At 57.1% G+C, this 26,843-nt stretch carries 22 protein-coding genes, 1 tRNA gene and 1 pseudogene; 16 read left to right on the top strand and 8 right to left on the bottom strand.

From position 1 onward, the window contains the following. Nucleotides 1-808: 808 nt before the first annotated feature. Nucleotides 809-1,654, bottom strand: a complete 846-nt coding sequence (locus LRS06_RS07250) for an RICIN domain-containing protein (protein ID WP_257870869.1) — start codon at nucleotides 1,652-1,654, stop codon at nucleotides 809-811. A 450-nt stretch (nucleotides 1,655-2,104) separates the two neighbouring features. Between LRS06_RS07250 and LRS06_RS07245 the strand changes: the two genes are divergently transcribed. The 3 genes from LRS06_RS07245 to LRS06_RS07235 all read left to right on the top strand — a co-directional run bounded on the left by LRS06_RS07245 (nucleotide 2,105) and on the right by LRS06_RS07235 (nucleotide 7,580). After that, entirely contained in the window at nucleotides 2,105-3,946 is a 1,842-nt protein-coding gene (locus LRS06_RS07245) for an NPCBM/NEW2 domain-containing protein (RefSeq protein WP_257870868.1), read from the top strand. Nucleotides 3,947-4,015: 69 nt separating this feature from the next. After that, a complete protein-coding gene (locus LRS06_RS07240; protein WP_257870867.1) occupies nucleotides 4,016-5,008 on the top strand; it encodes a glycoside hydrolase family 43 protein in 993 nt (330 codons plus the stop codon). A gap of 196 nt (nucleotides 5,009-5,204) precedes the next feature. Further along, nucleotides 5,205-7,580, top strand: coding sequence for a glycoside hydrolase family 127 protein (locus tag LRS06_RS07235; protein WP_257870866.1), 2,376 nt, complete (start codon nucleotides 5,205-5,207; stop codon nucleotides 7,578-7,580). Between the two features lie 145 nt (nucleotides 7,581-7,725). Here the strand turns inward: LRS06_RS07235 and LRS06_RS07230 are convergent, their stop codons facing one another. From LRS06_RS07230 to LRS06_RS07215, 4 genes are all read right to left on the bottom strand, one after another. Continuing rightward, nucleotides 7,726-8,730 carry a glycoside hydrolase family 43 protein gene (locus LRS06_RS07230; RefSeq protein WP_257870865.1) on the bottom strand — a complete coding sequence of 335 codons (1,005 nt, stop codon included), beginning with the start codon at nucleotides 8,728-8,730 and terminating at the stop codon, nucleotides 7,726-7,728. A 63-nt stretch (nucleotides 8,731-8,793) separates the two neighbouring features. Then, nucleotides 8,794-9,942, bottom strand: coding sequence for a transaldolase (gene tal / locus LRS06_RS07225; protein WP_257870864.1), 1,149 nt, complete (start codon nucleotides 9,940-9,942; stop codon nucleotides 8,794-8,796). A 102-nt stretch (nucleotides 9,943-10,044) separates the two neighbouring features. Continuing rightward, nucleotides 10,045-12,096 (bottom strand): transketolase, encoded by a 2,052-nt coding sequence (tkt, locus tag LRS06_RS07220; protein ID WP_257870863.1) that lies wholly within the window; start codon nucleotides 12,094-12,096, stop codon nucleotides 10,045-10,047. A gap of 129 nt (nucleotides 12,097-12,225) precedes the next feature. After that, nucleotides 12,226-13,209: an arabinan endo-1,5-alpha-L-arabinosidase gene (locus LRS06_RS07215; RefSeq protein ID WP_257870862.1), complete on the bottom strand. Its 984-nt coding sequence runs from the start codon at nucleotides 13,207-13,209 to the stop codon at nucleotides 12,226-12,228. 268 nt (nucleotides 13,210-13,477) lie between these two features. On the opposite strand from LRS06_RS07215, the gene LRS06_RS07210 reads away from it, so the two are divergent. The 10 genes and pseudogenes from LRS06_RS07210 to LRS06_RS07165 all read left to right on the top strand — a co-directional run bounded on the left by LRS06_RS07210 (nucleotide 13,478) and on the right by LRS06_RS07165 (nucleotide 22,255). Next, nucleotides 13,478-14,539 (top strand): LacI family DNA-binding transcriptional regulator, encoded by a 1,062-nt coding sequence (locus LRS06_RS07210; RefSeq protein WP_257870861.1) that lies wholly within the window; start codon nucleotides 13,478-13,480, stop codon nucleotides 14,537-14,539. Between the two features lie 21 nt (nucleotides 14,540-14,560). Beyond that, nucleotides 14,561-15,235, top strand: coding sequence for a 3'-5' exonuclease (locus LRS06_RS07205; protein WP_257870860.1), 675 nt, complete (start codon nucleotides 14,561-14,563; stop codon nucleotides 15,233-15,235). A 193-nt stretch (nucleotides 15,236-15,428) separates the two neighbouring features. Further along, nucleotides 15,429-17,180, top strand: a pseudogene (locus LRS06_RS07200) (DUF294 nucleotidyltransferase-like domain-containing protein); the annotation flags it as partial. Between the two features lie 52 nt (nucleotides 17,181-17,232). Next, nucleotides 17,233-17,331, top strand: a complete 99-nt coding sequence (locus LRS06_RS25515; protein ID WP_257873391.1) for a hypothetical protein — start codon at nucleotides 17,233-17,235, stop codon at nucleotides 17,329-17,331. 326 nt (nucleotides 17,332-17,657) lie between these two features. Then, on the top strand, nucleotides 17,658-18,977 hold the full coding sequence (locus LRS06_RS07190; protein WP_257870859.1) for a site-specific integrase: 1,320 nt from the start codon (nucleotides 17,658-17,660) through the stop codon (nucleotides 18,975-18,977). 22 nt (nucleotides 18,978-18,999) lie between these two features. Next, entirely contained in the window at nucleotides 19,000-19,602 is a 603-nt protein-coding gene (locus LRS06_RS07185; protein WP_257870858.1) for a hypothetical protein, read from the top strand. Between the two features lie 101 nt (nucleotides 19,603-19,703). After that, nucleotides 19,704-19,976: a helix-turn-helix domain-containing protein gene (locus tag LRS06_RS07180; RefSeq protein ID WP_257870857.1), complete on the top strand. Its 273-nt coding sequence runs from the start codon at nucleotides 19,704-19,706 to the stop codon at nucleotides 19,974-19,976. Then, entirely contained in the window at nucleotides 19,906-20,892 is a 987-nt protein-coding gene (locus tag LRS06_RS07175; RefSeq protein ID WP_257870856.1) for a phage/plasmid replication protein, read from the top strand. The genes LRS06_RS07180 and LRS06_RS07175 overlap by 71 nt, the downstream gene beginning before the upstream one ends. A gap of 226 nt (nucleotides 20,893-21,118) precedes the next feature. After that, entirely contained in the window at nucleotides 21,119-21,904 is a 786-nt protein-coding gene (locus tag LRS06_RS07170; RefSeq protein ID WP_257870855.1) for a DUF5089 domain-containing protein, read from the top strand. Between the two features lie 39 nt (nucleotides 21,905-21,943). Then, the gene (locus LRS06_RS07165) at nucleotides 21,944-22,255 is read left to right on the top strand and encodes a hypothetical protein (RefSeq protein WP_257870854.1); all 312 of its coding nucleotides are present in this window, start codon (nucleotides 21,944-21,946) and stop codon (nucleotides 22,253-22,255) included. A gap of 644 nt (nucleotides 22,256-22,899) precedes the next feature. On the opposite strand, the gene LRS06_RS07160 is transcribed toward LRS06_RS07165, so the two are convergent. The 3 genes from LRS06_RS07160 to LRS06_RS07150 all read right to left on the bottom strand — a co-directional run bounded on the left by LRS06_RS07160 (nucleotide 22,900) and on the right by LRS06_RS07150 (nucleotide 24,748). Then, complete coding sequence (locus tag LRS06_RS07160; protein WP_257870853.1) at nucleotides 22,900-23,865, bottom strand: hypothetical protein; 966 nt, start codon at nucleotides 23,863-23,865, stop codon at nucleotides 22,900-22,902. A gap of 59 nt (nucleotides 23,866-23,924) precedes the next feature. After that, entirely contained in the window at nucleotides 23,925-24,494 is a 570-nt protein-coding gene (locus LRS06_RS07155; protein ID WP_374679418.1) for a hypothetical protein, read from the bottom strand. A 181-nt stretch (nucleotides 24,495-24,675) separates the two neighbouring features. Continuing rightward, a tRNA-Gly gene (locus LRS06_RS07150) sits at nucleotides 24,676-24,748 on the bottom strand. Nucleotides 24,749-24,901: 153 nt separating this feature from the next. Here LRS06_RS07150 and LRS06_RS07145 point away from each other — a divergent pair. Genes LRS06_RS07145 through LRS06_RS07135 form a run of 3 tightly spaced genes read left to right on the top strand, consistent with a single transcriptional unit; the run spans nucleotide 24,902 to nucleotide 26,835 of the window. Next, nucleotides 24,902-25,153 carry a hypothetical protein gene (locus LRS06_RS07145; protein ID WP_257870851.1) on the top strand — a complete coding sequence of 84 codons (252 nt, stop codon included), beginning with the start codon at nucleotides 24,902-24,904 and terminating at the stop codon, nucleotides 25,151-25,153. Between the two features lie 12 nt (nucleotides 25,154-25,165). Further along, nucleotides 25,166-25,702 carry a GNAT family N-acetyltransferase gene (locus tag LRS06_RS07140; protein WP_257870850.1) on the top strand — a complete coding sequence of 179 codons (537 nt, stop codon included), beginning with the start codon at nucleotides 25,166-25,168 and terminating at the stop codon, nucleotides 25,700-25,702. Nucleotides 25,703-25,761: 59 nt separating this feature from the next. Next, complete coding sequence (locus LRS06_RS07135; protein WP_257870849.1) at nucleotides 25,762-26,835, top strand: hypothetical protein; 1,074 nt, start codon at nucleotides 25,762-25,764, stop codon at nucleotides 26,833-26,835. The last annotated feature ends 8 nt before the right edge of the window (nucleotides 26,836-26,843 follow it).

Raw genomic sequence — 26,843 nt, 5'->3', positions numbered from 1 at the left:
GGGTGCAACTGCCAAAGGGAAAGCGTGGTACTTTTTGGTGTGTTGCCGCGCACCCCTTCGTCAAGTGCAGCAGCATACACGGAACAACATTATCAACTGGTGGGGACACGATATCGGATATGACGAACGTGCAAGTTGGGCTGGTAGGCCAACCTTTGTGCGGTGCCTTTGGCTCCAGCTACTACCACGGATAGAAATAACGCTCCATTCTCTTTACTGGCCGTGGCTGTTGAACAGCTGCTTAAAGAAATGGCCGGTAGAGCAGGAGGAAAAATTTGATGTGAGCCGCGCTCTACTTACAGCGGTTTTGCAGTTGCTCAACTAGCATCACAATTGTTCTACCACCAAGCAGGGCTTTTGATCCACGCGCACCACGGTATACGCCGTTGGCATGCCCGTTGGGTAGTTTCAGGGCTGCTACGCCGCCGGCCTGGTCCAGTCGCCGAACCGGGCGGGTAAGTCACGCCAGATAGTGCGGGTGCGGTTAAATACACCTGCGACAAACAGATAGTTTGCATGGCCGGCGCCTCCGCGCGTGCCCGGCTGGTCCAGCGTGTGTGGCTCGATGAGCTTCCAGCTTCAACTCAAACGGCGTTCAGCCATTCAGCGGCGGGATAAGAACCCGAAGCCGCTGAGAGGCCGAACGCCGTTTGAGTTGATGCACCTCCGGCAAGCACCCCGGTCCGGGAGTACGAGCTGCTGGCCGTGCGCTGCAGGTGCTCCACGACCTGGTATTTGCTGGAAGTGTGCCTGCTAAAGCTACTGGCCTTGATTGGCTCCTGGTTGTTATAAAACCGGCTAGTAGCAGTTATTGCTGCACGATGCGGGTTTGCTGGATGTAGTTGCCCTGGCTCACGCGCAGAATGTAGATACCGGCGGCCAGCGGCTGGCGGCTGAGGCTCACGGTATTGCTGCCGACCCGCAGAGCAGCCCGCTGGCCGAGCACCTTGTGGCCCAGCACATCCAGCAGCTCTACCTCGGCGGCACCGCTACGGGCCGTAGTCACCTTCACCGACAGCTCCTGGCTGCGGCCGAGTGGGTTAGGATAAACCTCAGCGTTCAGCTCAGCGGGGTTGGTTTTCTTATTGGCCGTCGGGCTCGAAATGAGCGTCAGCTGCCAGCGCTGGGCTTCGGCAAAATCCGTGTCATCCCACAGGTTCACGCGGGCACCGGGTACGTCGCTGGCAAAGCCCACCTCCAATACCTGCGGCTTGGCAGCGTCCTTGGTGGCCTTCAGCATCAGTTCAAACAGGTCGTCGCCGGTATTGGTGATCAGCCAACGTTGGGCGTCGCTGTCGGAAGATACGTTCTGCTCTATCTGCGTGCCGGCTGCCGTATTTAGCGCTACTGGTTGCAGATACATGGGCGTGCCAACGTGGCGGATTTTGTAGGAGCCATCCGTTTGGGCCTCCAGTACAAAGCGCTGAGCATCAAAACCGTTGTCGATCCATTGGCCGATGCTGGTGCCAGCATCGGCTGAGTTGAAGTCCACGTCGAGGCACAGCGGGGTTTTGGTGGTCGGGTCGACTTTGCCGAAGTGGGTGATTTTGTAGGTGCCGCCGTTTACCAAAGTCTGGGCCTGCGCCACAGCCAGTTGAGCTACGCCGAGCAGGCAGGCCGTAGCGAAAGAACCAAAGAGTACAGATTTTTTCATGGAATTTAAACTGAGAAGTGAAAAGGGTTGAGGAAAAACGTTTTATCCTTCAGCAGATGGAGATTGTGAGCAAAGCAATGAGGTTTTATAGTTCCACAAACGATTGTGTTTTTAGATAGTAAATTAACCATATGCTTGCTAAATGTGGAGGGATGCGAAAAGGTTGGCCCGAGGCTTAAAGTCTCACCCAGAATCTTCAAGCCAAATTTATTTTCCGGCTATTAAAGCACCGCTAGCTGACTAGCGGTGACTACGGGGCTAAAGTAAGAATAAAATAGACACAATCGATTGCGTTACAAAAGAAAAATTATCAGCTTTGCTTGCCCGCACTGCCTATTGCCGCACCGGCAGAGCCAAAGCAAGAAAGTGAGCCGAACGGGCAGAAGCCGGTCGGCAGCTCATCAAGCCCCAAACGGCTGTACCAGCCTTACTTTCAACTACCTAAACTATATGCCCTCCTCCTGGAAAATGCTGGCCGTAGTAGCTGGTAGTTGTCTTGCGGCCCTGTTGCCCGCCACGGCCCAGCGTGCCGCCCCCGATTTTCATCAGTGGGCTGCCACGCCACCCATGGGCTGGAACAGCTGGGACTGCTACGGCCCTACCGTAACGGAGGCCGAGGTAAAGGCCAACGCTGACTACATGGCCCGCAACCTGAAAAGCAGCGGCTGGGAATACGTGGTGGTGGACATTCGCTGGTACGTGGGCAACGACACGGCCCACGGCTACAACGAGAAAGACCCCGCCTGGAACATCGACGCGTACGGCCGCTTTGTACCCGCGCCCAACCGCTTCCCGTCGGCGGCCGGCGGCCAGGGCTTCAAGCCCCTGGCCGATTATATGCACGCCAGGGGCCTGAAGTTCGGCATTCACATAATGCGTGGGGTGCCCGTGGTGGCGGTGCAGCGCAGGCTGCCCATCCTCGGCAGCAAGGCCACGGCCGCCGACATCTACTCCAAAGAAGGCCAGGCCGGCTGGTTGCAGGACATGTACACGGTGGTGGCCGGCCGCCCCGGGGCGCAGGAGTACTACGATTCCCTGTTCAAACTTTACGCCGGCTGGGGCGTCGATTTTGTGAAGGTGGATGATTTGTCGTCGCCCTACCACAAGGCGGAAGTAGAGATGATTCGACGGGCCATTGATAAGTCGGGCCGGAAGATCGTACTGAGCACTTCGCCAGGGGAAACGCCCATTGCGGAGGCCCACCACGTGGCCGCCCACGCCAACATGTGGCGCACTGTGGGTGACTTCTGGGACTCCTGGGAGCAGCTGAAGGAGCACTTCGAGGTGTGCAACCGCTGGGCGCCCCACATCAGTCCCGGTGCTTTTCCCGATGCCGATATGCTGCCGCTGGGCCGCCTGGGCATCCGGGCCGAGCGTGGGGATGATCGGATGACACGCTTCAGCCGCGACGAGCAGTACACGCTGATGACCTTGTGGAGCATCTTCCGCTCCCCGCTCATGTTCGGCGGCGACCTGCCCAGCAATGACGCCTTCACCCTAAGCCTGCTCACCAACCCCGACGTGCTGGCCGTAAACTGCGGCAGTACCCGCAACCGCCAGCTGTTTCGCCAGAACGACCTGATTGCCTGGACCGCCGACGACCCCAAAACCGGTGACAAGTTCCTGGCCGTCTTCAACGCCCAGGACCAGGAGTTGCTGCCCGAAACCGAGGCTGTGTGGGCCAGCGGCCCGATTACGCGCCAGACGCCCGGCCAGCGCCAGGAGCTGAAAGCTGACTTGGGCGGGGCGCGTCAGCTGTACCTGAATGTGCGCGACGGGGGCGACGATATTGCCTGGGACCACGCCGACTGGCTGAACCTGACGCTTTCGGATGGGCAGAAAACCGTGGCGCTTTCCTCCCTGCCCTGGCAGAAGGCTACGGCGGGCTGGGGGCAGGTGGCGGCCAACAAAAGCGTGTCGGGCGGCGAGCTGGTGGTAGGAGGGAAGACCTACGCCAGCGGCATCGGCACGCACGCCAACTCCATGATTACCTACGAGCTGCCGGCAGGCTTCACGCGCCTCACCGGCGAAGTGGGCCTCGACCAGGCTGGGGCCGCGCAGAATACGGGCGGCACCGTGCGCTTCCTGGTGTTCACGAAAAACCCCTATCGGCCCATGCCTGCCGACTCCAGCCGCGTACCCGTGGCCCTGCAGAGCTTAGAGCTGCAAGGCGCCTGCACCGTGCGCGACCTGTGGACGGGAAAAAACCTGGGTTCCGTGACGGGCGAGTTTGCGCCCTACATCCGCCGCCACGGCGCAGGCTTCTACCGGATTTCGGCAGTGAAAAAATAACCCAGCTAACAGCATAGCCTGATTGCGAAGCTGATGGCAGCTTATCAAAAAACGACGACTTCTCTCCTCATGAAAAAATACGCGTTTCTGCCGCTGATTGCGGCGCTAGGGCTGCTGGCTGCCTGCCAGAAGGACAAGCCCGCGCCCTTCGTGCCGCCGGTGGTTACGCCCACGGGCAACCGCAACCCCATCATCACCGATAAATACACCGCCGACCCGGCCGCGCTGGTGCATGACGGCAAGGTCTATATCTACGCCGGCCACGACGAAACCCCGTTTCCGCAGGAAGGCTACCAGATGAAGGAGTGGCTGTGCTACTCTTCCCCGGATATGGTGACGTGGACCGAGCATCCCGTGCCTTTGCGCGTGACGGACTTCACCTGGGCCCGCGCCGATGCCTGGGCCTCGCAGGTGATAGAGCGCAACGGCAAGTTTTACTGGTACGCCACCGTGGACCACCGCACGGTGCCCGGCAAAGCCATTGGCGTGGCCGTGGCCGATAACCCATTGGGCCCGTTCAAGGACGTCCGTGGTTCGGCCCTCATCACCAATGATATGACCACGAAGGTGAACAGCTTTTTCGATGACATTGACCCTACGGTTATCATTGACGACGCGGGCCAGGCCTACCTGTACTGGGGCAACACGGGCTGCTACTATGCCAAGCTCAAAGCCAACATGACGGAACTGGACGGGCCCATCAACACCATTGTGCTGCCCAGCTTTACGGAGGCGCCCTGGGTGCACAAGCGCGGCGACTGGTACTATCTCTCATACGCCACCGAATTTCCGGAGAGGCTGGCCTACGCCATGAGTCGCAGCCCCGAGGGGCCTTGGGAGTACAAGGGCATTCTGAACGAGCTGGCCGAGAACAGCAACACCAACCACCAGGCCATCATCGACTTCAAGGGCAAGTCTTACTTCGTTTACCACAACGGAGCCAATGGCCCCGCCGGCGGCTCCTTCCGCCGCTCCGTGTGCATCGATTACCTGTACTACAATGCCGACGGCACCATTCAGAAGGTCATCATGACCAAAGCCGGCGTGGCGGCCGTGCAGTAACCGGCTGGTTCCGTCAGTGGCCGTAGGGTGCGGGGCTTGTCCCCGCCCGGGTGTTTGCGCCGTTGCAACGATTCTGTTCAACGACGGGCGAGGACAAGGCCCGCACCCTACTACTTGACGGGTATAGAGAAGCAGGAAAGTAAAACCACATGACCTCTACCCAGCTTCGCAACAACGTCTTTTCTCTGCTTTTCCTATGATAAACAAGCCTGTTTCCTCCTTCCTGCTGGCCGGGGCCGCGTTGCTGCTGGCAGCCGGGCCGGTGGCGGCGCAGTCGTACGCGCCGGAGTGGCGTAACCCCAAAATCAAGGTGGAGCCAGTAGTGCCGGTGCGGGCGTACGCATTTCCGCTACGGGATGTGCGTTTGCTCGACAGTCCGTTTAAGGCGGCCCAGGAGCGCGACGTGCGCTATCTGCTGGACCTGGAGCCCGACCGGCTGCTGGCCCGCTTCCGCCAGAACGCCGGACTGCCGGCCAAGGGCAAGGAGTACGGGGGCTGGGAAAGTCAGGGCATTTCGGGCCACTCGTTGGGGCACTACCTGGCCGCCTGCGCGCTGGCGTACGCCGCTACGGGTGACGTGAAGTTCAAGCAGCGCGTCGATTATATGGTACAGGAGCTGGCTTTGTGCCAGGACAAGCGCCAGACCGGCTACGTGGGCGGCATTCCGAAGGAAGACCAGCTGTTTGCCGAAATCAAGCGGGGCGACATCCGCTCCAGCGGCTTTGATTTGAACGGCGGCTGGGTGCCCTGGTATACCGTGCACAAGGTGCTGGCTGGCCTGGTAGATGCGTACCTGTACACCGACAACGAGCAGGCCAAAACCGTGGCCGTGAAGCTGGCCGACTGGGTGGGCGACGTAACGCAGAACCTCTCGGAAGCCCAGATGCAGCAGATGCTGGCCTGTGAGCACGGGGGCATGAACGACGCGCTGGCCAGCGTGTACGCCCTCACCGCCGACAAAAAGTACCTCACGCTTTCCTACCGCTTCAACCACCAGGCCATCCTCAGCCCCCTGGCCCAGCGCCGCGACGAGCTAACCGGCAAACACGCCAATACCCAGATTCCGAAGATTCTGGGAGCGGCCCAGCAGTACGAGCTAACGGGCAACGCCGCCGAGAAAACGACGTCCGAATTCTTCTGGGACGCCATTGTGCGGCACCGCTCCTACGCCAACGGCGGCAACAGCGACCATGAGCACCTAGGCGCGCCCGACAAGCTCGCGGACCGGCTGAATATGGAAACCACCGAAACCTGCAACACCTACAACATGCTTAAGCTGACCCGGCACCTGTTTGCCTGGCAGCCCACCGCCGCCCTCGCCGACTACTACGAGCGGGGGCTCTACAACCACATTCTGGCCTCCCAAAACCAGGAAACGGGCATGATGTGCTACTTCGTGCCGCTGGTAGCCGGGGGCAAGAAAGCCTACAACACGCCCACCGAGTCGTTTTGGTGCTGCACCGGCACGGGCATGGAAAACCACGTGAAGTACGGGGAAGGCATCTACTTCCGGGGCCAGGATGAAAGCCTCTACGTGAACCTGTACGTGCCCTCGGAGCTGCAGTGGCGGGAGAAAAGTGTGACGTTGCGCCAGGATGCCCGCTTCCCGGCCGCCGACACCGTACGCCTGACGGTACAGGCCCGCAAAGCCACCAAATTCCCCTTGAAGCTGCGCCAGCCCGGCTGGGCCACGGGTGGCCTGAAGCTGCGAATCAATGGCAAAGCCGTGGAAGCCAAAGCCGGCCCGGATGGCTACGTTACGCTAAACCGCAAGTGGCGCTCCGGCGACCAGGTGGAAATCGTGCTGCCCAAGAGCCTATACACCGAAGCCTTGCCCGACAACCAGCAGCGCCTGGCTATGCTCTACGGCCCCTGGCTGCTGGCTGGTCAGCTCGGAAAGCAGGCACCCGATGCGCAAAAAGGCGCCCCGGTGCTTGTTACCACCCAACCCGCAATCAGCAGCTTTGTGCAGCCGGTTGACCGGCAAGCGGTGGCGTTTGAAGTCAGCCAGCTCAGCCAGCCGCAGCCCGTTCGGCTGGTGCCGTTCTATCAGGTCTACGACGAGCACTACAACGTGTACTGGGACCAGTTCACGCCCGCCCAGTGGGCCACCCGCCAGGCCGAGTTTGAGGCGGAGCGGCTGCGCCAGCGGGAGTTGGCCGCCCGCACCACCGACGAGCTGCGCATCGGGGAAATGCAGCCGGAGCGCGACCATGAGCTTACCAGCCAGAACTCCGTGGCCGGCGATGCCAACGGCAACAAGTGGCGCCACGCCACCGACGGCGGCTTCTTCGCCTTCCGCCTGAAAACCGACCCCAAGGCCACCCATCAGCTCCTCATCAAATACTGGGGCAGCGACGCCTACAACCGCGCCTTCGACGTACTGGTGGACGGCCAGAAAGTAGCCACGCAGGTGCTCGAAAACAACAAGCCCGGCCAGTACTTTGAGGAAGCCTATGCCTTGCCCGCCGCTTTCACCAAGGGCAAAACCAGCGTGGTCGTGAAGCTACAAGCCCACCCCGGCAAAACCGCCGGCGGCGTCTACGGCTGCCGCATGGTGCGGGACAAGTAAGTGTCATTCCGAGCGGAGCGAGGAATCTGAGTGAGCTATTTAACATACGTTTAACTCAGCTTCCTAACTTCGCACGGAAAGATATAGAGAATAGAGAAGCCCGCCGGAAATGCTTCCGGCGGGCTTCTCTATAAAGCATTAACCTTTAGTTCACCGGCTTCACGCCTTCCGAGGTCATCACCACCCGCTTCATCGTGCCGTCTTTATTATAGTACAAATCGTCGATGCACACGGAGCGGCGGAAGGAGCCCCCATCGGTGTTGATACCGCCGTTGTGGTAGATGAAGTAGGACTTGCCCTTGAAGTCGATGATAGCCTGGTGGTTGGTGTTGGAGTTGCCAGCCAGCTCGTTCAGGATGCCCTTGTACTCCCAGGGGCCTTCGATGCTGCGGCTCATGGCGTACACAATCTTCTCGGGAAAGCCCGAGGCATAGGACAGGTAGTACCAGTCGCCGCGCTTGTGCACCCAGGGCGCTTCGGTGAAGTTCGGCAGCGTCACCTTCTGAATGGGGCCGTCCAGCTCGGTCATGTTGGCTTTCAGCTTGGCGTAGTAGCACTGGCTGTTGCCCCAGTACAGGTAGGCCTGCCCGTTTTTCTCGATGAACACCGTCGGGTCAATGTCGTCCCACCCGATTTTCACGTCCGTGGTCATGTTGTTCGTAATCAGGGCCGAGCCGCGGGCGTCCTTGAACGGGCCGAGCGGGTTATCGGCTACGGCCACGCCAATGGCTTTGCCGGGAATGGAATTATGCTCCACGGCCGCGTACCAGTAGAACTTACCGTCCCGCTCCACCACCTGCGAGGCCCAGGCATCGTCCCGCGCCCAGGCAAAGGCCTTCACGTTCAGCGGCGAGGGATGCTCCTGCCAGTTCACCATATCCTTCGACGAATACGCCAGCCACTCGTGCATCACATACGCTTGCTGGGGCGCGGGGGCTTCGTCGTGGCCGGCGTACAGGTACACCGTACCGTTGTGCACCAGCGCGGCGGGGTCGGCGGTGTATTTCTGCTTGATGATGGGGTTGCCGCCGCTGGCGGGTGTGGTGGCCGCCGGGCTGGTCTGGGCCACGGCCGCGCAGTTTGGTAGTGTGAGTCCGAGCAGTCCCAGCAGCCCAAGGCGCACCGGCTGCAGCAGGTTTTGGGTAGACATAAGTGGCTTCATCATAAAATGGGTGGGAGGCATTAAGAAGCAGTGGCGTGTGCTGAAACAGGCTTAAACGGCCGGCGCGGCGCTGGCCCCTTGCAGCACCGCCTGGCGCCGCTCTTCCAGCGTGGTGAGCAGCTTGGCGAAAGGCTCATTGAACTTCTGGGCACCTTCGTCTTCGAGCTGCTGGGTCGCTTGGCTTAGGTCAATGCCCAGCTCGGGCAAGCGGGCCAGCACCTGGGCGGCCTGCTCGGTGCCTTCTTCCAGGCGGCTTTGCGGCCGGCCGCCCACCCGGTACAGGTCCAGCGTCTCGACGGGAATCGTATTCACTGTCTCCGGCCCGATCAGCTGCTCCACATACTTGAGGTTGTCGTAGTTGGGGTTCTTGTTGCCCGTGCTGGCCCACAAGAGCCGTTGCGGCACCGCACCCTGCGCTTGCAAAGCCTGCCAGCGCGGCCCGCTGAAGATGCCTTTGTAGAGTTGATAGGCTTGCTTGGCGCTGGCCAGGGCCACCTCGCCCACCAAGGACTGGGCCAGTGCGCCCTTTTCCCCGCCCTGGGCAGCCAACTTCTCGAGCTGCGGGTCCAGCAGCACGTCGATGCGGGAGAGAAAGAAGCTGGCCACCGAGTCGATGCGCGAGAGCGGCTGGCCCGCCGCGGCGCGGTTTTCCAGGCCCAGCAGGAAGGCTTCGGCCACAGCTTTATACCGTTCCAGGCCGAAGATCAGGGTCACGTTCACGTTCACCCCGGTGGCAATAAGCTGGCGGATGGCGGGCAGCCCTTCCAGGGTCGCGGGCACCTTGATCATCACGTTGGGCCGGTTCACCTGCTGCCAGAAGCGCAGGCCTTCCTGCACGGTGCCTTCCGTGTCGTGGATCAGGGCCGGGGACACTTCCAGGCTCACGTAGCCGTCGCCGCCGCTGTCGGCAGCATCGTAGAGCGGGCGCAGCAGGTCGCAGGCGTGCTGCACGTCCTGTACAGCCAACTGCTCGTAGATCTGCTCGGCCGAGAGGCTCTGCAAAGCCAGGGCCTGGATTGCCGCGTCGTAGTCAGTACTACCGCCGATGGCCTTCTCGAAGATGGCCGGGTTCGACGTGACTCCGCGCAGGCCGTCTTCCGTGAGCAGGCGCTGCAGCCCCCCGTTCACAAGGATGTTGCGGCGGATATAATCCAGCCAGATGCTTTGGCCGTGTTGTTTGATGGCTACTAATGGATTCATGGGAATGGTCAGTGAGGGAGGGTGGAATGAAGACTGCTCAGGAGCCAGCCAACTAGTAGTGTCATGCTGAGCGAAGTCGAAGCATGACACTGTTCTTACAGCTTAGGAAAGCACTTCCTTAGGCTCCGTTTCGGCGGGCTCATCATGCAGCAGGCCTTTTGCCTTGGCTACCACGTTCTCCACTGAAAAGCCAAACAGCTCCATCAGCACCTCGCCCGGCCCCGACTCACCGAAGCGGTTGATGCCAATGACGGTGCCTTCGTCGGTGACGTACTTGTGCCAGCCCATGGGCGAGCCGGCTTCGATGGAAACCCGCTTGCGCACCGTAGGCGGCAGCACTTGGCGCTGGTAGGCTTTGTCCTGCTGCTCGAATAGCTCCCAGCTGGGCATGCTCACCACGCGGGTGGCGTGGCCTTCCGCTTCCAGGGCCTTCTGGGCTTCCAGGGCCAACGATACTTCCGAGCCGGTAGCCAGCAGAATCAGCTCCGGCTGGCCCGATTTGGCGTCCTTCAGAATGTAAGCACCCTTCGCCACGCCTTCGCGGGCCGAGCCGAAATGACTCTGGTCGAGTACCGGCAGCTTCTGGCGCGACAAAATCAGCACCACCGGCGACTTGGGCTTGGTCATGGCCACGCGCCAGGCTTCCACAGTTTCGTTGGCGTCGCCGGGGCGAAGCACAATGAGGTTGGGAATGGTGCGCAGGGCCGCCACGTGCTCTACCGGCTGGTGCGTGGGTCCGTCCTCGCCCAGCCCGATGCTGTCGTGGGTGAACACGAACGTCACGGCCGACTCGGCCAGGGCCGCGAGGCGAATGGCGCCGCGCATGTAGTCGGAGAAGGTGAGGAAGGTGCCGCCGTACACGCGCACCCCGCCGTGGTGCGACATGCCGTTCAGAGCCGCACCCATGGCATGCTCGCGCACCCCAAACCACACGTTGTTATAGTGGTACTGACCGGGCTGGAAGCTGATGTCACTGCTGGTCGGCATTTCGTTGGACGAGGCCAGGTCAGCCGAGCCACCAAACAGGTAGGGAACGGTCTTTTTCAGCGCGTTCAGGGCCTTGCCCGAAGCCTGGCGCGTAGCCAGCGCCCCATCGGCCGCCGTGAAAACCGGCAGCTCCGCGTCCCAGCCCGCCGGCAGCTCACCCGCAAATGAGGTTTGGAACTGTGCCGCTTCAGCCGCAAATTCCTGCTGGTAATTAGCGAACGACTCATTCCAGGCTTGCTGCAGCTCGGCGCCGCGCTGGCCGGGTTCCAGCATGTGCCGGCGCACGTCCTCCGGCACCACGAACGACTGCGCCGGGTCCCAACCGAAAAACTCCTTGGCCTTGCGCAGGTTTTCGGCTCCGAGGGGGCTGCCGTGTACTTTGCTGGTGCCCTCACCGGGGCTGCCGTAGCCGATGATGGTTTTGATAGAAATCAGCGAAGGCCGTGCGGTTTCCTGCTGGGCGGCCCGGATGGCGGCCTCAATGGCGTCGAGGTCGTTGCCGTCGGCCACGCGGGAGGTGTGCCAGCCGTAGGCCTCGAAGCGGGCCAGGGCATCCTCGGTGTAGGACAGGTTGGTGGGCCCGTCGAGGCAGATGTCGTTGTCGTCGTAGAGGTAGATAAGTTTGCCCAGCTTGAGGTGACCGGCCAGCGAAGCCGCCTCGGCCGCAATGCCCTCCATCAGGTCCCCGTCGCTTACAATGGCGTAGGTGTAATGGTCCACGACTTCGTGCCCCGGCTTATTGTAGGTAGCACCCAGAAACGCCTCGGCCATAGCCATGCCCACACCGTTCCCAAATCCTTGCCCCAGCGGGCCGGTGGTTACCTCCACGCCGGGCGTCATGTTCGACTCGGGGTGGCCGGGCGTGCGGGAGTGCAGTTGCCGGAAGGCCTTCACGTCGTCCAAACTCAGATCGTAGCCATACAAGTGCAGCAGGCTGTAGAGCAAAGCCGAGCCATGCCCCGCCGACAGCACGAACCGGTCCCGATTGGGCCACTTCGGGTCCTGGGGGTTGAAGCGCAGAAAGCGCGAGAACAGCACGTAGGCCATGGGCGCCGCGCCCAGCGGCAGGCCAGGGTGGCCGGAGTTGGCTTGCTGCACGGCATCTACGGACAGCAAACGCAGGGTAGTGACGCTAAGCTCGTCAAGCGAGAGAGTGGGAGCGGCCATAAGGCAAATCAGAAGGTGATAGATACAGAAGGAAGCCGAATGGCGGGAGAGCGGCACCCGGGTCAGCAAAGTAAGAATTTTACTTCTATACACAATCGATTGTGTATAGAAATCCGCAAAAGATGCTGTTTAGGGTTTCACCACAGGCCAGCCGGCGGCATCCCAACCCAGCTTTTCCACGCGCAGCTTGGGGTGGCCCTGGTCAGCCGCATCATAGGCGTGAAACACCAGGTAATCGGTCTTATCGAAGGTCACGACGGCGTTGTGGCCCAGCCCAAACCAGTTCTGGTCGCCGGCCAGCACCAGGGTGCCGCCGCCCTGGGTGAGGGGCACGTTGGCGCGGTCGAGGTAGGGGCCGGTCAGGGTTTTGGAGCGGCCTACCATGATTTTGTAGGTACTCTCTAAGCCACGGCAGCAATAGTCGAACGAGCTAAACAGGTAGTAAAAGCCGTTTTTCTGGAAGATGAACGGGGCTTCGATGGCGCCGTCGCCGGGTAGGGAGTCGGCCAGCTGGGCGGAGCGGGGGCGGCTGGCCAGCGTCTGCCACTGCTCGGGCTGGGCGGGGGCCGTTAGGTCGGGGCGCAGCTTTACTAGCTTAATGCCGTTCCAGAACGAGCCAAACGTGAGCCAGGGCGTACCGGCCGCATCACGGATCAGGTTGGGGTCGATGGCGTTCCACATATCCCGCCCCGGCACCGACTGCAGCACGCGCCCGTGGTCCACCCACTTGTACTTGGGGTCCTTGGGATTAAGGGTGGTATTGGTAGCCAGCCCGATGCAGGAGGTGTTCTTCCCGAAGGCCGAAATCGAGTAAAACAGGCTGTACTGGCCGTTGTGGAAGGAAATATCGGGAGCCCAGATGTGGTTGCCGCGGAAGCCGGGCACGGCTGCCTTGGCCCAGGCCGGCGCCTCAGCAAATACCGCCGGCTCGGGCTGCCAGGCCTTCATGTCACTGGACGACCACACGGCAATGCCCCGGCCGGTGCAGAACAGGTAGTAGCGGTTGTCTTGCCGGATCATCACCGGGTCGTGGGCCGGAATGCGAGGCGGCGTCTGAGCCCACGCGGCGGCGCTGCTCAAAAGCAGCAGGAGGGAAAACAGGAGTTTTTGCATGAAAAAGTGCGGGAATTACATAAACGATTGTGTAAGTCTTGCTAGTTACCTAAATTCACCACACCAAGCACAAGCAGCCCTGATTTTTTCTGGAATGTCCTTGTTGAATCTATCAGCGGACACGTTGCCGGGAAATGTATCTTTGCCGGGTATCTTTTGGTGTCTGCATAGCTTCTTTACCTTGCCGGCGGCCGATTATCGGCCGCTCTGACGTTCCCTCTCCGAGGGTTCTTTTCACTTCTGCCTTACCGCCCGCACCCCTTGTTCTATGGCCCAACGCGCTAAACAGGAGCAACCCCAACTGCCGACTACCCCCGTTTCCATGGCCGACCTGGCCCGGGAGCTGGGCGTGTCCATGACCACGATTTCGCGCGCCCTTTCCGACCACCACAGCATAGGGCCGGCCACCAAACAAAAGGTGCAAAAGCTGGCCAAAAAGCTTAACTACCAGCCCAATCACCTGGCCGCCGCCCTGCGCAAAGGCAAAAGCAAGCTGCTGGGCGTGATAGTGCCCTACATCGAAGGGCGGTTTTTCCCGTCGGTGGTGCATGGTATCGAAAGCGCGGCCAGCAAAGCCGGCTTCAGCGTCATCATCTGCCAGTCGAACGAAGACGCGGCCCATGAGCGGAAGAATATCGAAACCCTGCTCAGCGCGCAGGTAGCCGGCATTCTGGTATCGGTTGCCCGCACTACCAACGACTTCCGCCACTTCGAGAAGGTGCGCAAGCGGGGCATTCCGCTGGTGTTTTTCGACCGGACTATGGACAGCGACGCGGTGAACTCCGTGGTGCTCAACGACTGGAAAGGCGGCTACCAATCCACCAAGCACCTCATCGACCAGGGCTGCCGGCGCATTGCGCACTTCGCCGGTCTGCAGCACCTCAACATCTACCGCAATCGTCGGCAAGGCTACCTCGATGCCCTGCACGATGCCGGCCTGCCCCAGGATGAGGAACTGATTGTGTACTCGGATATGACCATGGAGGAAGGCGCGGAGGCCATGCGCCGCCTGCTGGCCTTGCCCAACCCGCCCGATGCCGTCTTCTCGGCCGGTGACTCCTCGGTGCTCGGGGCGTTGCAGGAAGTAAAGCGCCAGGGCCTGCGCGTGCCCCAGGATATTGCCCTGGCCGGCTTCAGCAACGAGGCCTTTACGTCCATCACCGAGCCCATGCTTACCTCCGTAGACCAGCGCTGCGAGGAAATGGGCCAGGCCACCGTGCGACTGTTTCTGGAGTTGATTGACTCGGCCGGCGGGGCCTACACCCAGCGGCAGGTGGTGCTGCAGCCCGAACTATTCGTGCGCGAATCGTCGTTGCACGGCGCCAAGTAATTCAACTCCGGAGCCTGCGCCGTGCGAGACTACCTCCTGTTTGTTGATACCGAAACCACGGGGCTGCCGCGCCGCTGGACGCGGCCTTACGCGGCCCAGCGCAACTGGCCGCACGTGGCCCAGGTGGCCTGGGCGGTGTACACGCGGGGAGGGGAGCTGGTGAAGTCGGCTAATTACTACCTGCAGATTCCGGTGGGCAGCATGCAGGCGTCGTCGGAGGCTATTCATGGGCTGAGTCCGGCGTTTCTGGCCGCCGAGGGGCACGAGCCGCGCCCGGTGCTGGAGGAGCTGCTGGGCGACCTGCGCACCTACCAGCCGCTGGTGGTGGGCCACTATATCCGGCTCGATTTTCATATGCTGGGCGTTGAGTTTCACCGGGCGGGCCTGCCCAACCCGCTGCGCGAGCTGCCCACGTTCTGCACCATGCAGCTGGCCGTCAACGACAACCCAGAGGCTACCGCGCTGGCCAACCGCCGCCTCGGCGACCTGTACCAGCGCCTGTTCGGGGAGCCCCTGGAAAGTGCCCACGATGCCTGGGTGGATGCCGATGCCACGGCCCGCTGCTTTTTCGCCCTGCGCCAGCGCGGCCTACTCACCGACGACATGGTGGCACTGGCTCCCCGCCTGGAAATTCCCGAAACGCCCATGCCCTGGCTGCGCCGCTTCCTGCAGCAAGCCGCGTTTTGGTTTGCGTAGGGGTGGGGCTGGTTTGTAGTGTTTTTGAGTATTGTCATGCTGAGCGAAGTCGAAGCATCTCTGCCGTTCCGTTGTGCTGGCTTTAGTAATTACCATTGCGGTAGAGATGCTTCGACTTCGCTCAGCATGACGGCCTATGTATTAGCTGTCCAGATCCTCTGACAACCGACAACTATCAACCGACAATTGTCCCATGGAAAACCGCCTTGCCTTTCTGAAAACTGTGGCGCCATTTAGCTTGCTGCCCGAGGACGTGCTGAGCGGGGTAGTGGACCTGTTGCAGGAAGTAACGCATACCAAAGAGGCCTTGATTTACCAGCAGGATGTGTCGAAGCTGCGGGGACTGGACATCATCGTGGAGGGCGCCTACGACACGTTTTTCTATGACAGTGAGCAAAACCACCGCCTGCCGGAAGAGTATGGGGCGGGCACCTGCTACGGGGGCATGTCCATCCTGCTCAATAAGAAACGCTCCATCCGCACGGTGGTGGCGCGCAAGGGCACCCGGGTGCTGGCCCTGCCCCGCCGCGACTTCCGGGGGCTGTGCCTGGCCTACCAGGAGTTCTTTCACTTCTTCACGGCGCGCTACGGGGAGCGGATGCTCAACGATGAGTACGCGCACTTCGTGAAGCCCGCGCCCGCGCCGGAAGAAAACTTTATTGCCGCCGACCAGCTGTTTTCCCGCCGCATCGAAACGCTGGAAACCCGCGCCATTGTAGCCTGCCCCGCCGATATGCCCATCTTCGAGGCCGCCCGGCGCATGAAGGCCGGCCGCGTGAGCTGCCTGTTCGTGACCGATGAAGTCGGCACCGTGCAGGGCTACGTGACCGACATGACCCTGCGCGACCAGGTGGTGGCCCGCCAGCTGCCGGCCAGTCAGCCCGTAGCCGATATTATGGCCACGCCGTTGGTATCCATCCGCGCCGAGGCCTACGTGTATGAGGCCATCCTGCTGATGTTTCAGACCAAAACCCGCTACCTGCTCGTGACCCGGGGCGAGGAGGTGTTGGGGTTCCTGAGCCGCAACAAGCTGCTCTCCGACCTGGCCCAGTCGCCGTTTATGTTCATTCAGGCCGTGAAGCTGGCCGAAAGCAACCGGGAGCTGAAGCGCCGCTGGGAAATGGTGCCCGACATCGTGAACCAGCTGCTGAGCCGGGGTGTGAAGGCCGAAATCGTGAACCAGGTGATTACCACCGTGGCCGATACCATCGCCGTGAAGGTGATTGAGGGGGTGCTGGCCGAGCACGGCCCCGCCCCGGCCAAGTTCGTGTTTATGGTGCTGGGCAGCGAAGGTCGCAAGGAGCAAACTCTGCTTACGGACCAAGACAACGCCATTATCTATGAAGACAAGGCCAACGAGCAGCGGGAGCTGGTGCGCGCCTACTTCCTGCGCTTCGCCACGGCTGTTTCCGACCAGCTCAACCACATCGGGCTGCACTTCTGCACGGGCGGCTTCATGGCCAAAAATCCCAAGTGGACGCACTCCCTCTCGCACTGGAAGCGCAACTACCAGCAGTGGATGACCGAGTCGAACCCCGAAACGGTGATGCAGTTCTCCACCTTCTTCGACTGCCGCTACCTCTACGGCGAGGAGGCCATCATGCAGGAGCTGCAGGCCTTTCTGCACGAGGAGCTGCGCGGCCCCCAGGACCGGTTTTTCTACTTCATGGCCAAAAACGCCCTGCAGTACGAGCCCCCGCTCACCTTCTTCCGCAACTTCCGCACCTTCGCCCAGGGCACCCAGCAGGTGTTCGACCTCAAGAAGACGATGACGCCCATAGTGGACCTGGTGCGGGTGTACGCTCTGCGCCACCAGGTGGCCGGCACCAACACCGGAGAGCGGCTCACCCTGCTGCGCCAGCAGGGCGTGTTCAGCGAAAAGGAATATCAGGAGCTGCTGCAGGCCTACTACTACCTGATGGCCATGCGACTGAAAAAGCAGGCCAAGCAGCTCATGGACGACCGCACCGCCCCCCACCAACTACCTCGACCCCAGCGTGCTCACCCAGGTAGAGCAGGTCACGCTCAAGGAAATCTTCAAAGTCATCAGCGACTTTCAGCTCAAAATCAAGGTAGGGTTCACGAAGACGCTGTAAAGTTGGTATTCGGGCTGCTTATTCCAGCCCGAAACGAAATCAGCCCCCGACTCACAGGAGCCGGGTGCTGATTTGCAATGAGCGGGAAACGAGGCTCGAACTCGCGACCCTCAGCTTGGGAAGCTAAGGTTGCCTAGTAATCGTTAGAGCTTGTCTTTAATCAAAATGGCTTTAAAGTACCTAAAAACAGATATTTAGCTTGTTATTGATTGTTGGTGTTATAATAATTTTTACCATATTTGTGTAAACCGCTGTGTAAACCAAAGCGGTTTACACCAATGAGTAAAACAACTGAGTATAAAGAAGGGAGAGCTACTGTCCGAGTTGTGTACTATACCAGCAAAACGCTGGCAGATGGTTCGCATCCGTTCATGCTATGCGTTACAAAAAACCGGAACCGAAAGTACATTGCTACAGGCTATTCCCTGCTGCCGAAGTATTGGAATGATAAGGCTAAGTCAGACGCTGCCCGCATCCGCAGCAGCTATCCAGGTGATGGAAAGGATCTTTGGCGCAAGTTGGAGAACAAGGCCCTTGCCTATGAGAAGGCGGCTGAAAATTTAGCCGAGGCCGACGAACAGCACGATACCGAAACCATCGTGCGGAAAGCTACTGAAGCTCGCAAAGCGGGGAGAAGGGTAAAGCTGTTAGCGTATATCGAAGAACTTGCTGCTGGCATGGTAAAGACCGGCCAGATTGGTAACTCTACTGTTTACCGCGATCTAGGTAACCAATTAGCAAAATTCATCGCAGCCGAATCTAACGTGCCTGAGCCGCCACTAGGAAAGGGGCAAGAGGCCGAAAAAGCTGAATGGGTAAAGCAATACGATATTCCTTTTTCCCATCTTACTGTTGCTTTCTGTAACGAATGGGAAGCAACGTTACGTGCTACCGGTGTGGAGGAAATAACGCTTTCCCTACGCTTCCGCACCCTGCGGGCTGTGCTTAACAAAGCCATAGCGAACGAGCTAGCCAAGCCCGATAATTACCCCTTTGCCCGCAACGCAGCCGACAAGCACAAGTTCAGTGTCGGCAAGTTTGATGTCAGTACTCAAAAGCGGGCAGTATCTCGTGAAGAACTACGCAAGCTAGAAGCCCTACAAACCACATCGGACCGGGCCCAACTGGCTAAGGACGTGTTCTTGTTCTCGTTCTTCTGTGGCGGCATCAATTTCGTGGACCTAGCGCAGCTCCGCTGGCGCAACATAAGCGGCCCGGCGGATGCGCAACGGCTCAATTATGTGCGCCAAAAAACCGGGGGCAAATTCAGTCTGAAGCTCCTAATACCGGCCACAGCTATTCTGGAAAGCTACCGGCCATTTACCTATGCCGGGCCCGACAGTTATATTTTTCCGGTACTAGACCAAAGTAAGCACGTAAGCCCGGCCCAAATCAAAAACCGGCTACATAAAGTGCTTGGACAGGTGAACACTGACCTGAAAACATTAGGTGAGCAGGTAGGCATTACAACGCCGTTGACGACCTACGTAGCTCGTCACAGCATGGCAACTGTCTTAAAGAATAGTGGTGCTAGTACAGCAGTAATCAGTCAGGCAATGGGCCACAGCAGCGAAGCTGTTACCGCAATCTACCTAGAATCGTTTGCCGCTGAAGTGGTGGATAACGCTTTTGACGCCCTGCTTTAGTCCACTCTCAACCATTTTAGTCATGTTCAGCCATAGCGATATTTTGACAGAGGATCAGCTAATTGAATTGTGCCAGCAAGTAGCTGAGTCTTCCGAGTTTTGGGAAGGTCTAGCACCCTATCCTAAACAGGCTGTGAAGAATTTTGCATCAAAAAAAATTGCTCAATTATCGAATTATCCAGAAGACGAACGAAATTATTATTTAATAGCTTTCCCCATCTTTAACTATGCTAAGCAAGTGTTAAAGATTGCTGAATCTTCAAGGGTAAAGCAATCGTTAACAGCGCCAAATAGGCAAAACGTAGAGCCTGCTAAACTCAGGTGTCTAACTATAATGGAAGTGCGCACAATATTCAGTGAGGCTGGATTAGGGGCTGCATCAAAGCAAGGAGAATGGTCAGCAGCAGCCGTTGCACTGAGCGTTGCAGATTGCTTAGTGGGCAATGCTCAGGAAATAGAGTTATGGCTTATAGAATCTGGATTTCAGGGTAAAATGCCAAGCCGTAGAACTATACACGACAGTTTACAATGCAATCAATCAGAAATGGTTAAAAATACGGCATTTAAGACTGTTTTTGAGTCCGTTTTGAGGAAGGCGAAAGCTAAATGCGTAACAGCTAAATAAGTATTGATTTTGCCAAGCTTGCCACTCCTGCCAAGTTGGCAATAAACCCTGCTATAGTCAGCAGAAATTGCTCCCGTAATGACCATCTAACGGAAGTAATCATGCACAATCCTTTTGAACACCTTAACGGCAGACTAGAGACCATAGAGGAACTGCTGAAGCGGTTGCTGCTACAAGGCAACAACACCCAGCCAACAGCTCCCGAAATTGGAGGTATTGAGTTGGCCCAAGAGATTACGCGCCTCAGTAAAGCCCGTATCTACACTCTCGTATCGGAAAGAATATTACCTCATAAAAAGCGGGGTGGCCGACTCTATTTTGACCGCGCTGAACTGCTGGCATGGGTGCGCGAAGGCAACCGGGCTACAGCTTAATAACCATGCAGCGCACAACAGCATGGTCGATAGCATCCGATTCGTCGGAGCTGAATCACAGTTGCCACAATGGCTACAGGCGGAGTTTGCTAGTCAACTTGATACGTCAGCTTCTCATTTACTTGGAGCAACTGTTGCCCAACGTCGAGTTTCCCTAACAGTCGGAAATATCAATATCCGGCGCAACGCGTTAGGTGAAGTCATTTTTGAAAATAGCTTACATCGGTTCTACCACAGTCACAACGGCGGCTTATTTGGCCGACGAGACATAGAGGCGGCAATTCATCTACTTTCTGACACGTTGGGATTCGATGTATCTGCTTGTGAACTGCGGCGGGTAGACATTGGGCTTAATGTAGTGTACTCGACACCCAAAGAAGTGCAGAGCTTGCTACGGGCCGTTACCGACTATAAAGGCAAGCCTTTCACCAGATGGGAGCGTGGCAACGCTATTACATCGGCTAGGCGTGATCTAACTCACTTCAGCGTCAAGTTCTACGACAAACGGTACGAACTAGTCCGGAAACGGCTAGCTGATATTCCAAGCACCCTGCGAGTAGAGTTGACAAGTAACCGCCCAGCTCGCACACGTCAACTAGGAGCTTGCACTGTTTCCGACTTATGTAGTCTTCAGTTCTTGACTGCTGCTGGCACTTCACTGGTAAACTCCATTAGTGCTTGTGGCTTCAGTGAGCCGTTGGATTGGTCTCAACTTTCACCAGACGAGATGGAAGCTGTAGCTCTTGTTAGCAATGCAGAAGTGTTTGCGGCTTACAAAGCCAACCGTGCCAACAAAGACCGTTGCTCACGCCGCCGAAAGTTGGCAGAGCAAGCGCGACAAAAGGCAGCATTGCTAGGGATTAAATCCCAACTACTGACGAAGGTGCAGGAGGCTATTCAGCAAGTGGTAGAATAGGTCTAGTTCACGGAGTATGTAGTCAGCAAAATGTCATTACCAGCGCGACACCCTCTCTTTAAATTCTCCGAAATCATCTATTCAAACTCTTTAAAGTAACTAATGGATGCAGGTATGTACTCAGAATCCTAGCTACTAGAAAAGAGGCAGAAAGTAGAAGTGTCCTCTCAATTAATATGGCTGAGTAGAATAATCAGGAAATTGTTCTCTAAAATGCTCGCATGACATGAAACAGGAAAATCAAAAGAAGAAGACAAAAAAGCCCGCTAAACTAACTAGTGTGCCGCGTTTGCAACGCCCATCAGTAATTAAAGAAGCATTCCTTTCTTTTCCTGCTACTACGCCTTATGTGGAAAGAGTAAAAGCACTGGCAATACATTTTAAGACAAGCGAAAAGAATATATACCAAACAGCTCAGAGGCATAAATTCAAACAGCAACTTGAAGCCATAGCAATAACACAGAAGCAGCAGGAGGAATTAGAGCGGGTACTAGATTCTGCGGCTCCAATTCGTCAGGAGATACCTAGCTCACAGTTGGCCCGGCAAATCAAAGATGTGGCCTTTGTGCTCCTCACTACCGGCCAAAAAGCAGTTCGTACCGCATCTGTAATGATAGAGTATTACTCGCACCTTATTCAGTCTAAAATTGCCAGCGTAGGGGGCTTCTCTTATCTCACTGAAGCTGATTTGAAACAGATACAAGCGTGGCAAGCACAAGTCAACTACTACACAAAGAGCATAGGGGAGTGGCTGAAGCCGGGAGCTATTACAAGTCTGCTGGAGAGTATCAACTTCAAACAGGGCCTACCTCTTGACCTGGAAGAAATAGAAACGGGACACTTTACCCCGGCTCGTCTTCAGCAGACATTGCTAAGCATGGGCTTACCTACAGCCTTTCAGCTAGCACAAGGGCAGTTGCCCGCTACTACAGAGACACAGTTGCCCCCGTTCGCTCCCTATACGGAACTCCCAGAGCTACCCGCACTAGATGCCTGGTCAAACGGCGGCTAATTCCTCATATAAACACTTTTCACTTTTAACCCTTCAACCATGAAAACGCAAACCGCCACCTCCACAGCACGACCTACTGCCTACGTAGAATCTGCAAACTCTCTCTACAGTATGCTCCCGTTTCACATAGTGCATTACGCTGGCAGAGCTGATAAAGCCGCTCAATTCAGTCTGCAACGGCTTGGGCAATTCATCGGGAGCAAGCATATACCCTTTGAACAAGTGAAGGCAATTGCTGCTGAAATTCAGGCTTCAGGCAAATTCAAAAATGTACCGGCTGAAGTAGTGGAGAGCGAACTCAGCTTGGTGCATAAAACCGCTAGGAAGGCTAACTACGAGTATGAAGTCTAGCAACGATGCAGTACATCATCCGAGGTTATACAGTTGTCTGCTCTCACATAGAGCCCACCTCAGCTAAGGTTCACGGCTACACCTATAGCGGCCTGCACTGTGAGATCATGGGCTTTCTATTTGTCGGCGGGCTATGCAAGGGTTTCCATTGTCAACTTCACCCCAATTAGCCATGCTAAACGAACGCCCTGATCCTGGATTTGCTGAGACTGAAGATATAGAAGTCTTCGACATCGGTCGCAACTGCTACGACGAGATTGTAGAGTATCGGAGGCTGATAGTGGTGTGTCGCAATCCAATCTGTAGCCAATTTGGACGCGCTATGTGGTTTCACCTAAACTAACAGCACTTATGCCTAATCTGAAACTCACTCGCCCGCAAGTAGCCGTATTAGCCTACGCGCTGAATAGTTGCCGCCTGTCAACCTTCAGCCCGAAACAGCAGCAGTACTTACCTGAGCTAGGAAGGGCCCTGGCAGAGTTCCTTGCCGACAATGGGGTAGAGGAGCCCAAAAGGAGGCCAGGTAGACCTAAGCGTATAACGCCGCTTGCTGACAATCTTGAAAGTGTCAATAAGACCGGCATCTTTGCCGTAATGGGAAAATAATAGTAACTAAAAAGCCTTCCTACATAGGAAGGCTTTTTTTATCTGCCTAGATGAAAATCTCTCATTGAGTCAAAATCTGGTTCGTCATTTCCATCTCCAGAGTCTGGATTTGTATCATCAGCATCTAGAGGAGTAAGATTGATTAAGAAATAAGCTACATGAGGTGTGTTAGTTCCTCTTGAAGTAGTGCGTTTGAGTATATTGGCTCTATAATTATTGCCTAATTTTAGAAATTCACCCTGATCAATTTGATTTTTATAATCTGACATGAAAGCTGGAGATATTTTACCGGAATAGGCTATTTGATTAAAAGTGAGAAATTCAAATGCTCCACCTAAAGGTGTTATTCCAAAAAGCTTACCTGTAATAGTTTTTTCTTCTTCTTCAACTTGGGTGGCTTCCACTCTTCTAAAAGCGTTTTCTAAATTCGAGCTGTTAAAGTTGTATCGCTCACCGGATTCTACGATTTTAATTTGAGCATCCGATTCATGCATTAATTTAAAAAAACTCTTGAAAGAAGAAAAAAGACGTTTGTCTAATTCTTGAATAAAATCGCCATACGCTTCGTCGGTAAGTGTACAAAAATTATGTATTGTCCGTGTTACTTCTTTGACAATATTCTTCAAAGAAGTGTCAAAAAGATTAGATGATGATTCTGGATTTTCTTCTAAAACAAAGCCGAATGAACCACGAGCTATACCGGTTAAGAAGAAGCGAGATTGGTTCATCGTTTCACCTTGAATCACACCTCTCCTTCCTAAGCTGCCGCGCTTTACTGCGGTCGCCTTTGTGATGATGTCTTGATAAGTTTGTATTGCTTCAGCAGCAAAAGCAGCATCAATCGCACGTGTGTCTATTACTGGACCACCCTCAAAAAGCAATTCAACTACCGCAGACGTATCAAGCTCTTCGCTAGATTGGCTTATAGTAGATTCAACAATCCGTCGTCTATTCTGAAGATTAGAACGGGCTGTAATAGAACGAGGGCTAAGTTGAGCAATCATTCTATCTAGCTCAACAAGCTCAGCCCTAAGGAGCGGGATATCTGTTTTTCGGAACATAATCAGGGATGAGTAGTGCTTATCATACCTCTAGCAGCAGCGTCTTGTTGTGCATCAAGTTCTACAGCTAGCATTCCTTTCCAAAAGGAGGTAAACCGTTGGTGAGAGAAAAGTCCGAACCAGTATCTCGTTTGATCAACAACATCTATAGGCTCCTCGTTCAAATTTATGGAATAGGCATCACAACGAAATCTAGCTTTAACAGCCTGAGAGTCATTGATTAAATATCCATTTGGGCCATCAAGAAAGGTCTGCCACCCTGCATCATCTATCCCAACAGGTCTGGTGAAGATGGTGACTACATCTACATCAACGGGATCCCTTCGCTGTGTATCTTCTATCTTTTCGACAAAGCTGCCACTGAGCCATTGAAAGCCAGTTATGCCTAATCCTAGTAGCTGTGCTCTATAATCTAATAAGCCGTTAATAATGCTTAAACGAGCTGGGGTATAGCCGAACCAAGCCACGAATTGAGTCATGGATATTCGGTAAGGCGACATCTGTGCTGAGTCAACTGGGGTTGCGCCAAAATAAGGCGGAACTATACCCTGTGAGGTAAAATGAGGAAACATGATATCAGACTAATGAAGCGGTAAGTGCAATCTGTAAATAATATTCGATAGTCCATCCTTCCTTTAGAGGCAACTAGGCTTAAAGTGATTTTCAAACCAATTAGTCCACTGTGTAAACCATTGTGTAAACCAAAAACAAATCAGCCACTTAACATTGTTGTTAAGTGGCTGATTTACAATGAGCGGGAAACGAGGCTCGAACTCGCGACCCTCAGCTTGGGAAGCTGATGCTCTACCAACTGAGCTACTCCCGCAGGGCGAGCAAAAATACAGAGCCGAAACCAATTTACAACGCCCCTGCGTATTCTTAGCCGAGTATATTTGGCGTTGCCGGCCCGGCAGCCGGTCATGGTTTTCCTGGAAGTTTCTTTATTATGGCTAGTCCGGCGGGGCGTCGCGCGTTTGGTATGTTGCTCCTGAGTATGGGCTGGATTGGCATTGCGCTGATGCTGCTGCGTGCGGCGCTGCTGCTTTACGTGAGCGGCTATCTGCCCGGAGCCGGGGTGCTGCCCGATCAGCCGGCTGCCCTGCTACCCACCACCGACCTGCTCACCACGGTGGCTTTGCTGGCAGCTTTTGTGCTCATCACGCGCTTTGGCCGCCGCATGCGCCGCGACGCCCGCATTTCCGATGAGCCCGGCGACCATTCCATTTCCTGACGCTCGTTCCCCATGTCTTCTCCCCTCCGCATTCAGGTGGCCAAACGTACCGCCGCCGTAGCAGCACAGCTGGCTGATCTGGGCCGCCAGACCTTCCACGACACCTTTGCGGCCGACAACCAACCCGAAGATATGGCCACCTATCTGGCTGCCAGCTTCAGCCCCGATATTCAGCTTGCCGAGCTACAGCAGCCCGAAATAACGTTCCTGCTGGCATACTTTGAGCAGGAACTCGTAGGCTATGCCAAACTGCACATCGGCTCCGATCTGGGGCTGCCTCCCGAAAAAATGGGTGTGCAGCAGCTGGAAATCGAGCGGCTTTATGTGCGCGAAGACTGGATTGGCACCGGCCTGGGTGCTTCGCTGATGCGCCGGGCTATTGAGGAAGCCCGCCTGCAGAGCTGTCGGGCCGTGGTGCTGGGAGTGTGGGAAAAAAACACGCGGGCCCTGGCTTTCTACGGCCGCTTCGGCTTCAAAACCATCGGGCAGCACACCTTTGCGCTAGGCACCGATATCCAGCAGGACCTGATTTTGCGCAAGGGCCTGTGAACGGGTACGGCCGCGCCCTCGTACTTTTGCCGCCGGTGGCTTCTGTATTCTTTGTTTGTATGCGTGGTCTGTGGCTTGCTGGCCGTAGATGGATGGTCATTGGCAGCCTGACATTGCTGGCCGCCTGTTCCGCACCCGACCAACCCGCTACCGATACCATACCGCCGCCTTTGGGCCACTACGAAGGGGCCGTGAATATGCCCGGTACAGGTGCACGCATAGGCCTGGAGTTACGCAAAATGGCTTCCGGGCAGCTGCAGGCTGAACTGACGCTCCTGGGCGAAAAGACCACCATGGTTCCCCTGGGGACGGTGCGTTACCGGGCCCCTCAGCTTCAGCTGGAGCAAGCGGGTGGCTTCCCGGGCCACCTCACCATCAGTGCCCTGCGGGAGGGAGACTTCCTGCGCGGCACCCTTCAGCTGGATAGTCTGCGCGGCGAGTTTGTGCTGGTGCGCCGCGGCGACGCAGCGCCACGCCCGTGGCGGGAATATTCGGTGCGCCTGCCGGGCCTCAGTAAGCCTCAGCCCGCTACTTTCTACGTGCCGGATGATACCCTGACTCGCCACCCAGTAATCGTTGCCTGGGCTTCGGCTGCGCCCGCCCACCTCGACCAGGTGCTGCGCCTGGGCCAGGCGGGCATAGCTACGCTGCTGCTGCCTCCCCCGGCCGCACCTACCGACTCGGTAGTAGCCCATGCTACCGGGGCGGCGCTACAGTGGCTGCGGCGCCGGCCTGAAGCTGATACCACCCGACTAGGGGTTTGGGGACGCGGGCCGACGGCATCGGAGGTGGCAATGGCTGCCCGCCGGGCTTCGGCCAACTTCGTGGTGCTCGAAAGCGTGGAAGTCATGGATGAAGCCGGCAGCCAGCCGTTTCGGGCACTGGGGCGGGCCCGGATTCCAGTTTTTGGCTTCTACGCGGGGCGCGATACTACCCTGAGCGTGCGCGAAAGCAGCCGCCGGCTGCGGCAGGCCCTAGGTCAGCGGCGGGGCGTGCAGGTGCGTGTGTATGATTTGGCCCGACCTAGCTTTTACCTGCCTGGTCGCCCGGCCGCCGATGGGCGTTGGCAGTGGCCGCAGCCCACACCCGGTTTGTGGGAAGGATTGGAGCAGTGGCTCCGGCAGCTAAACTAGCGCCACCG

It is taken from the genome of Hymenobacter sp. J193 (genome assembly GCF_024700075.1).
In the GTDB taxonomy this organism is placed as follows: domain Bacteria; phylum Bacteroidota; class Bacteroidia; order Cytophagales; family Hymenobacteraceae; genus Hymenobacter.
Note: the sequence above shows the minus strand (reverse complement) of the source record. Positions and strands in the feature narration are given on the sequence as shown.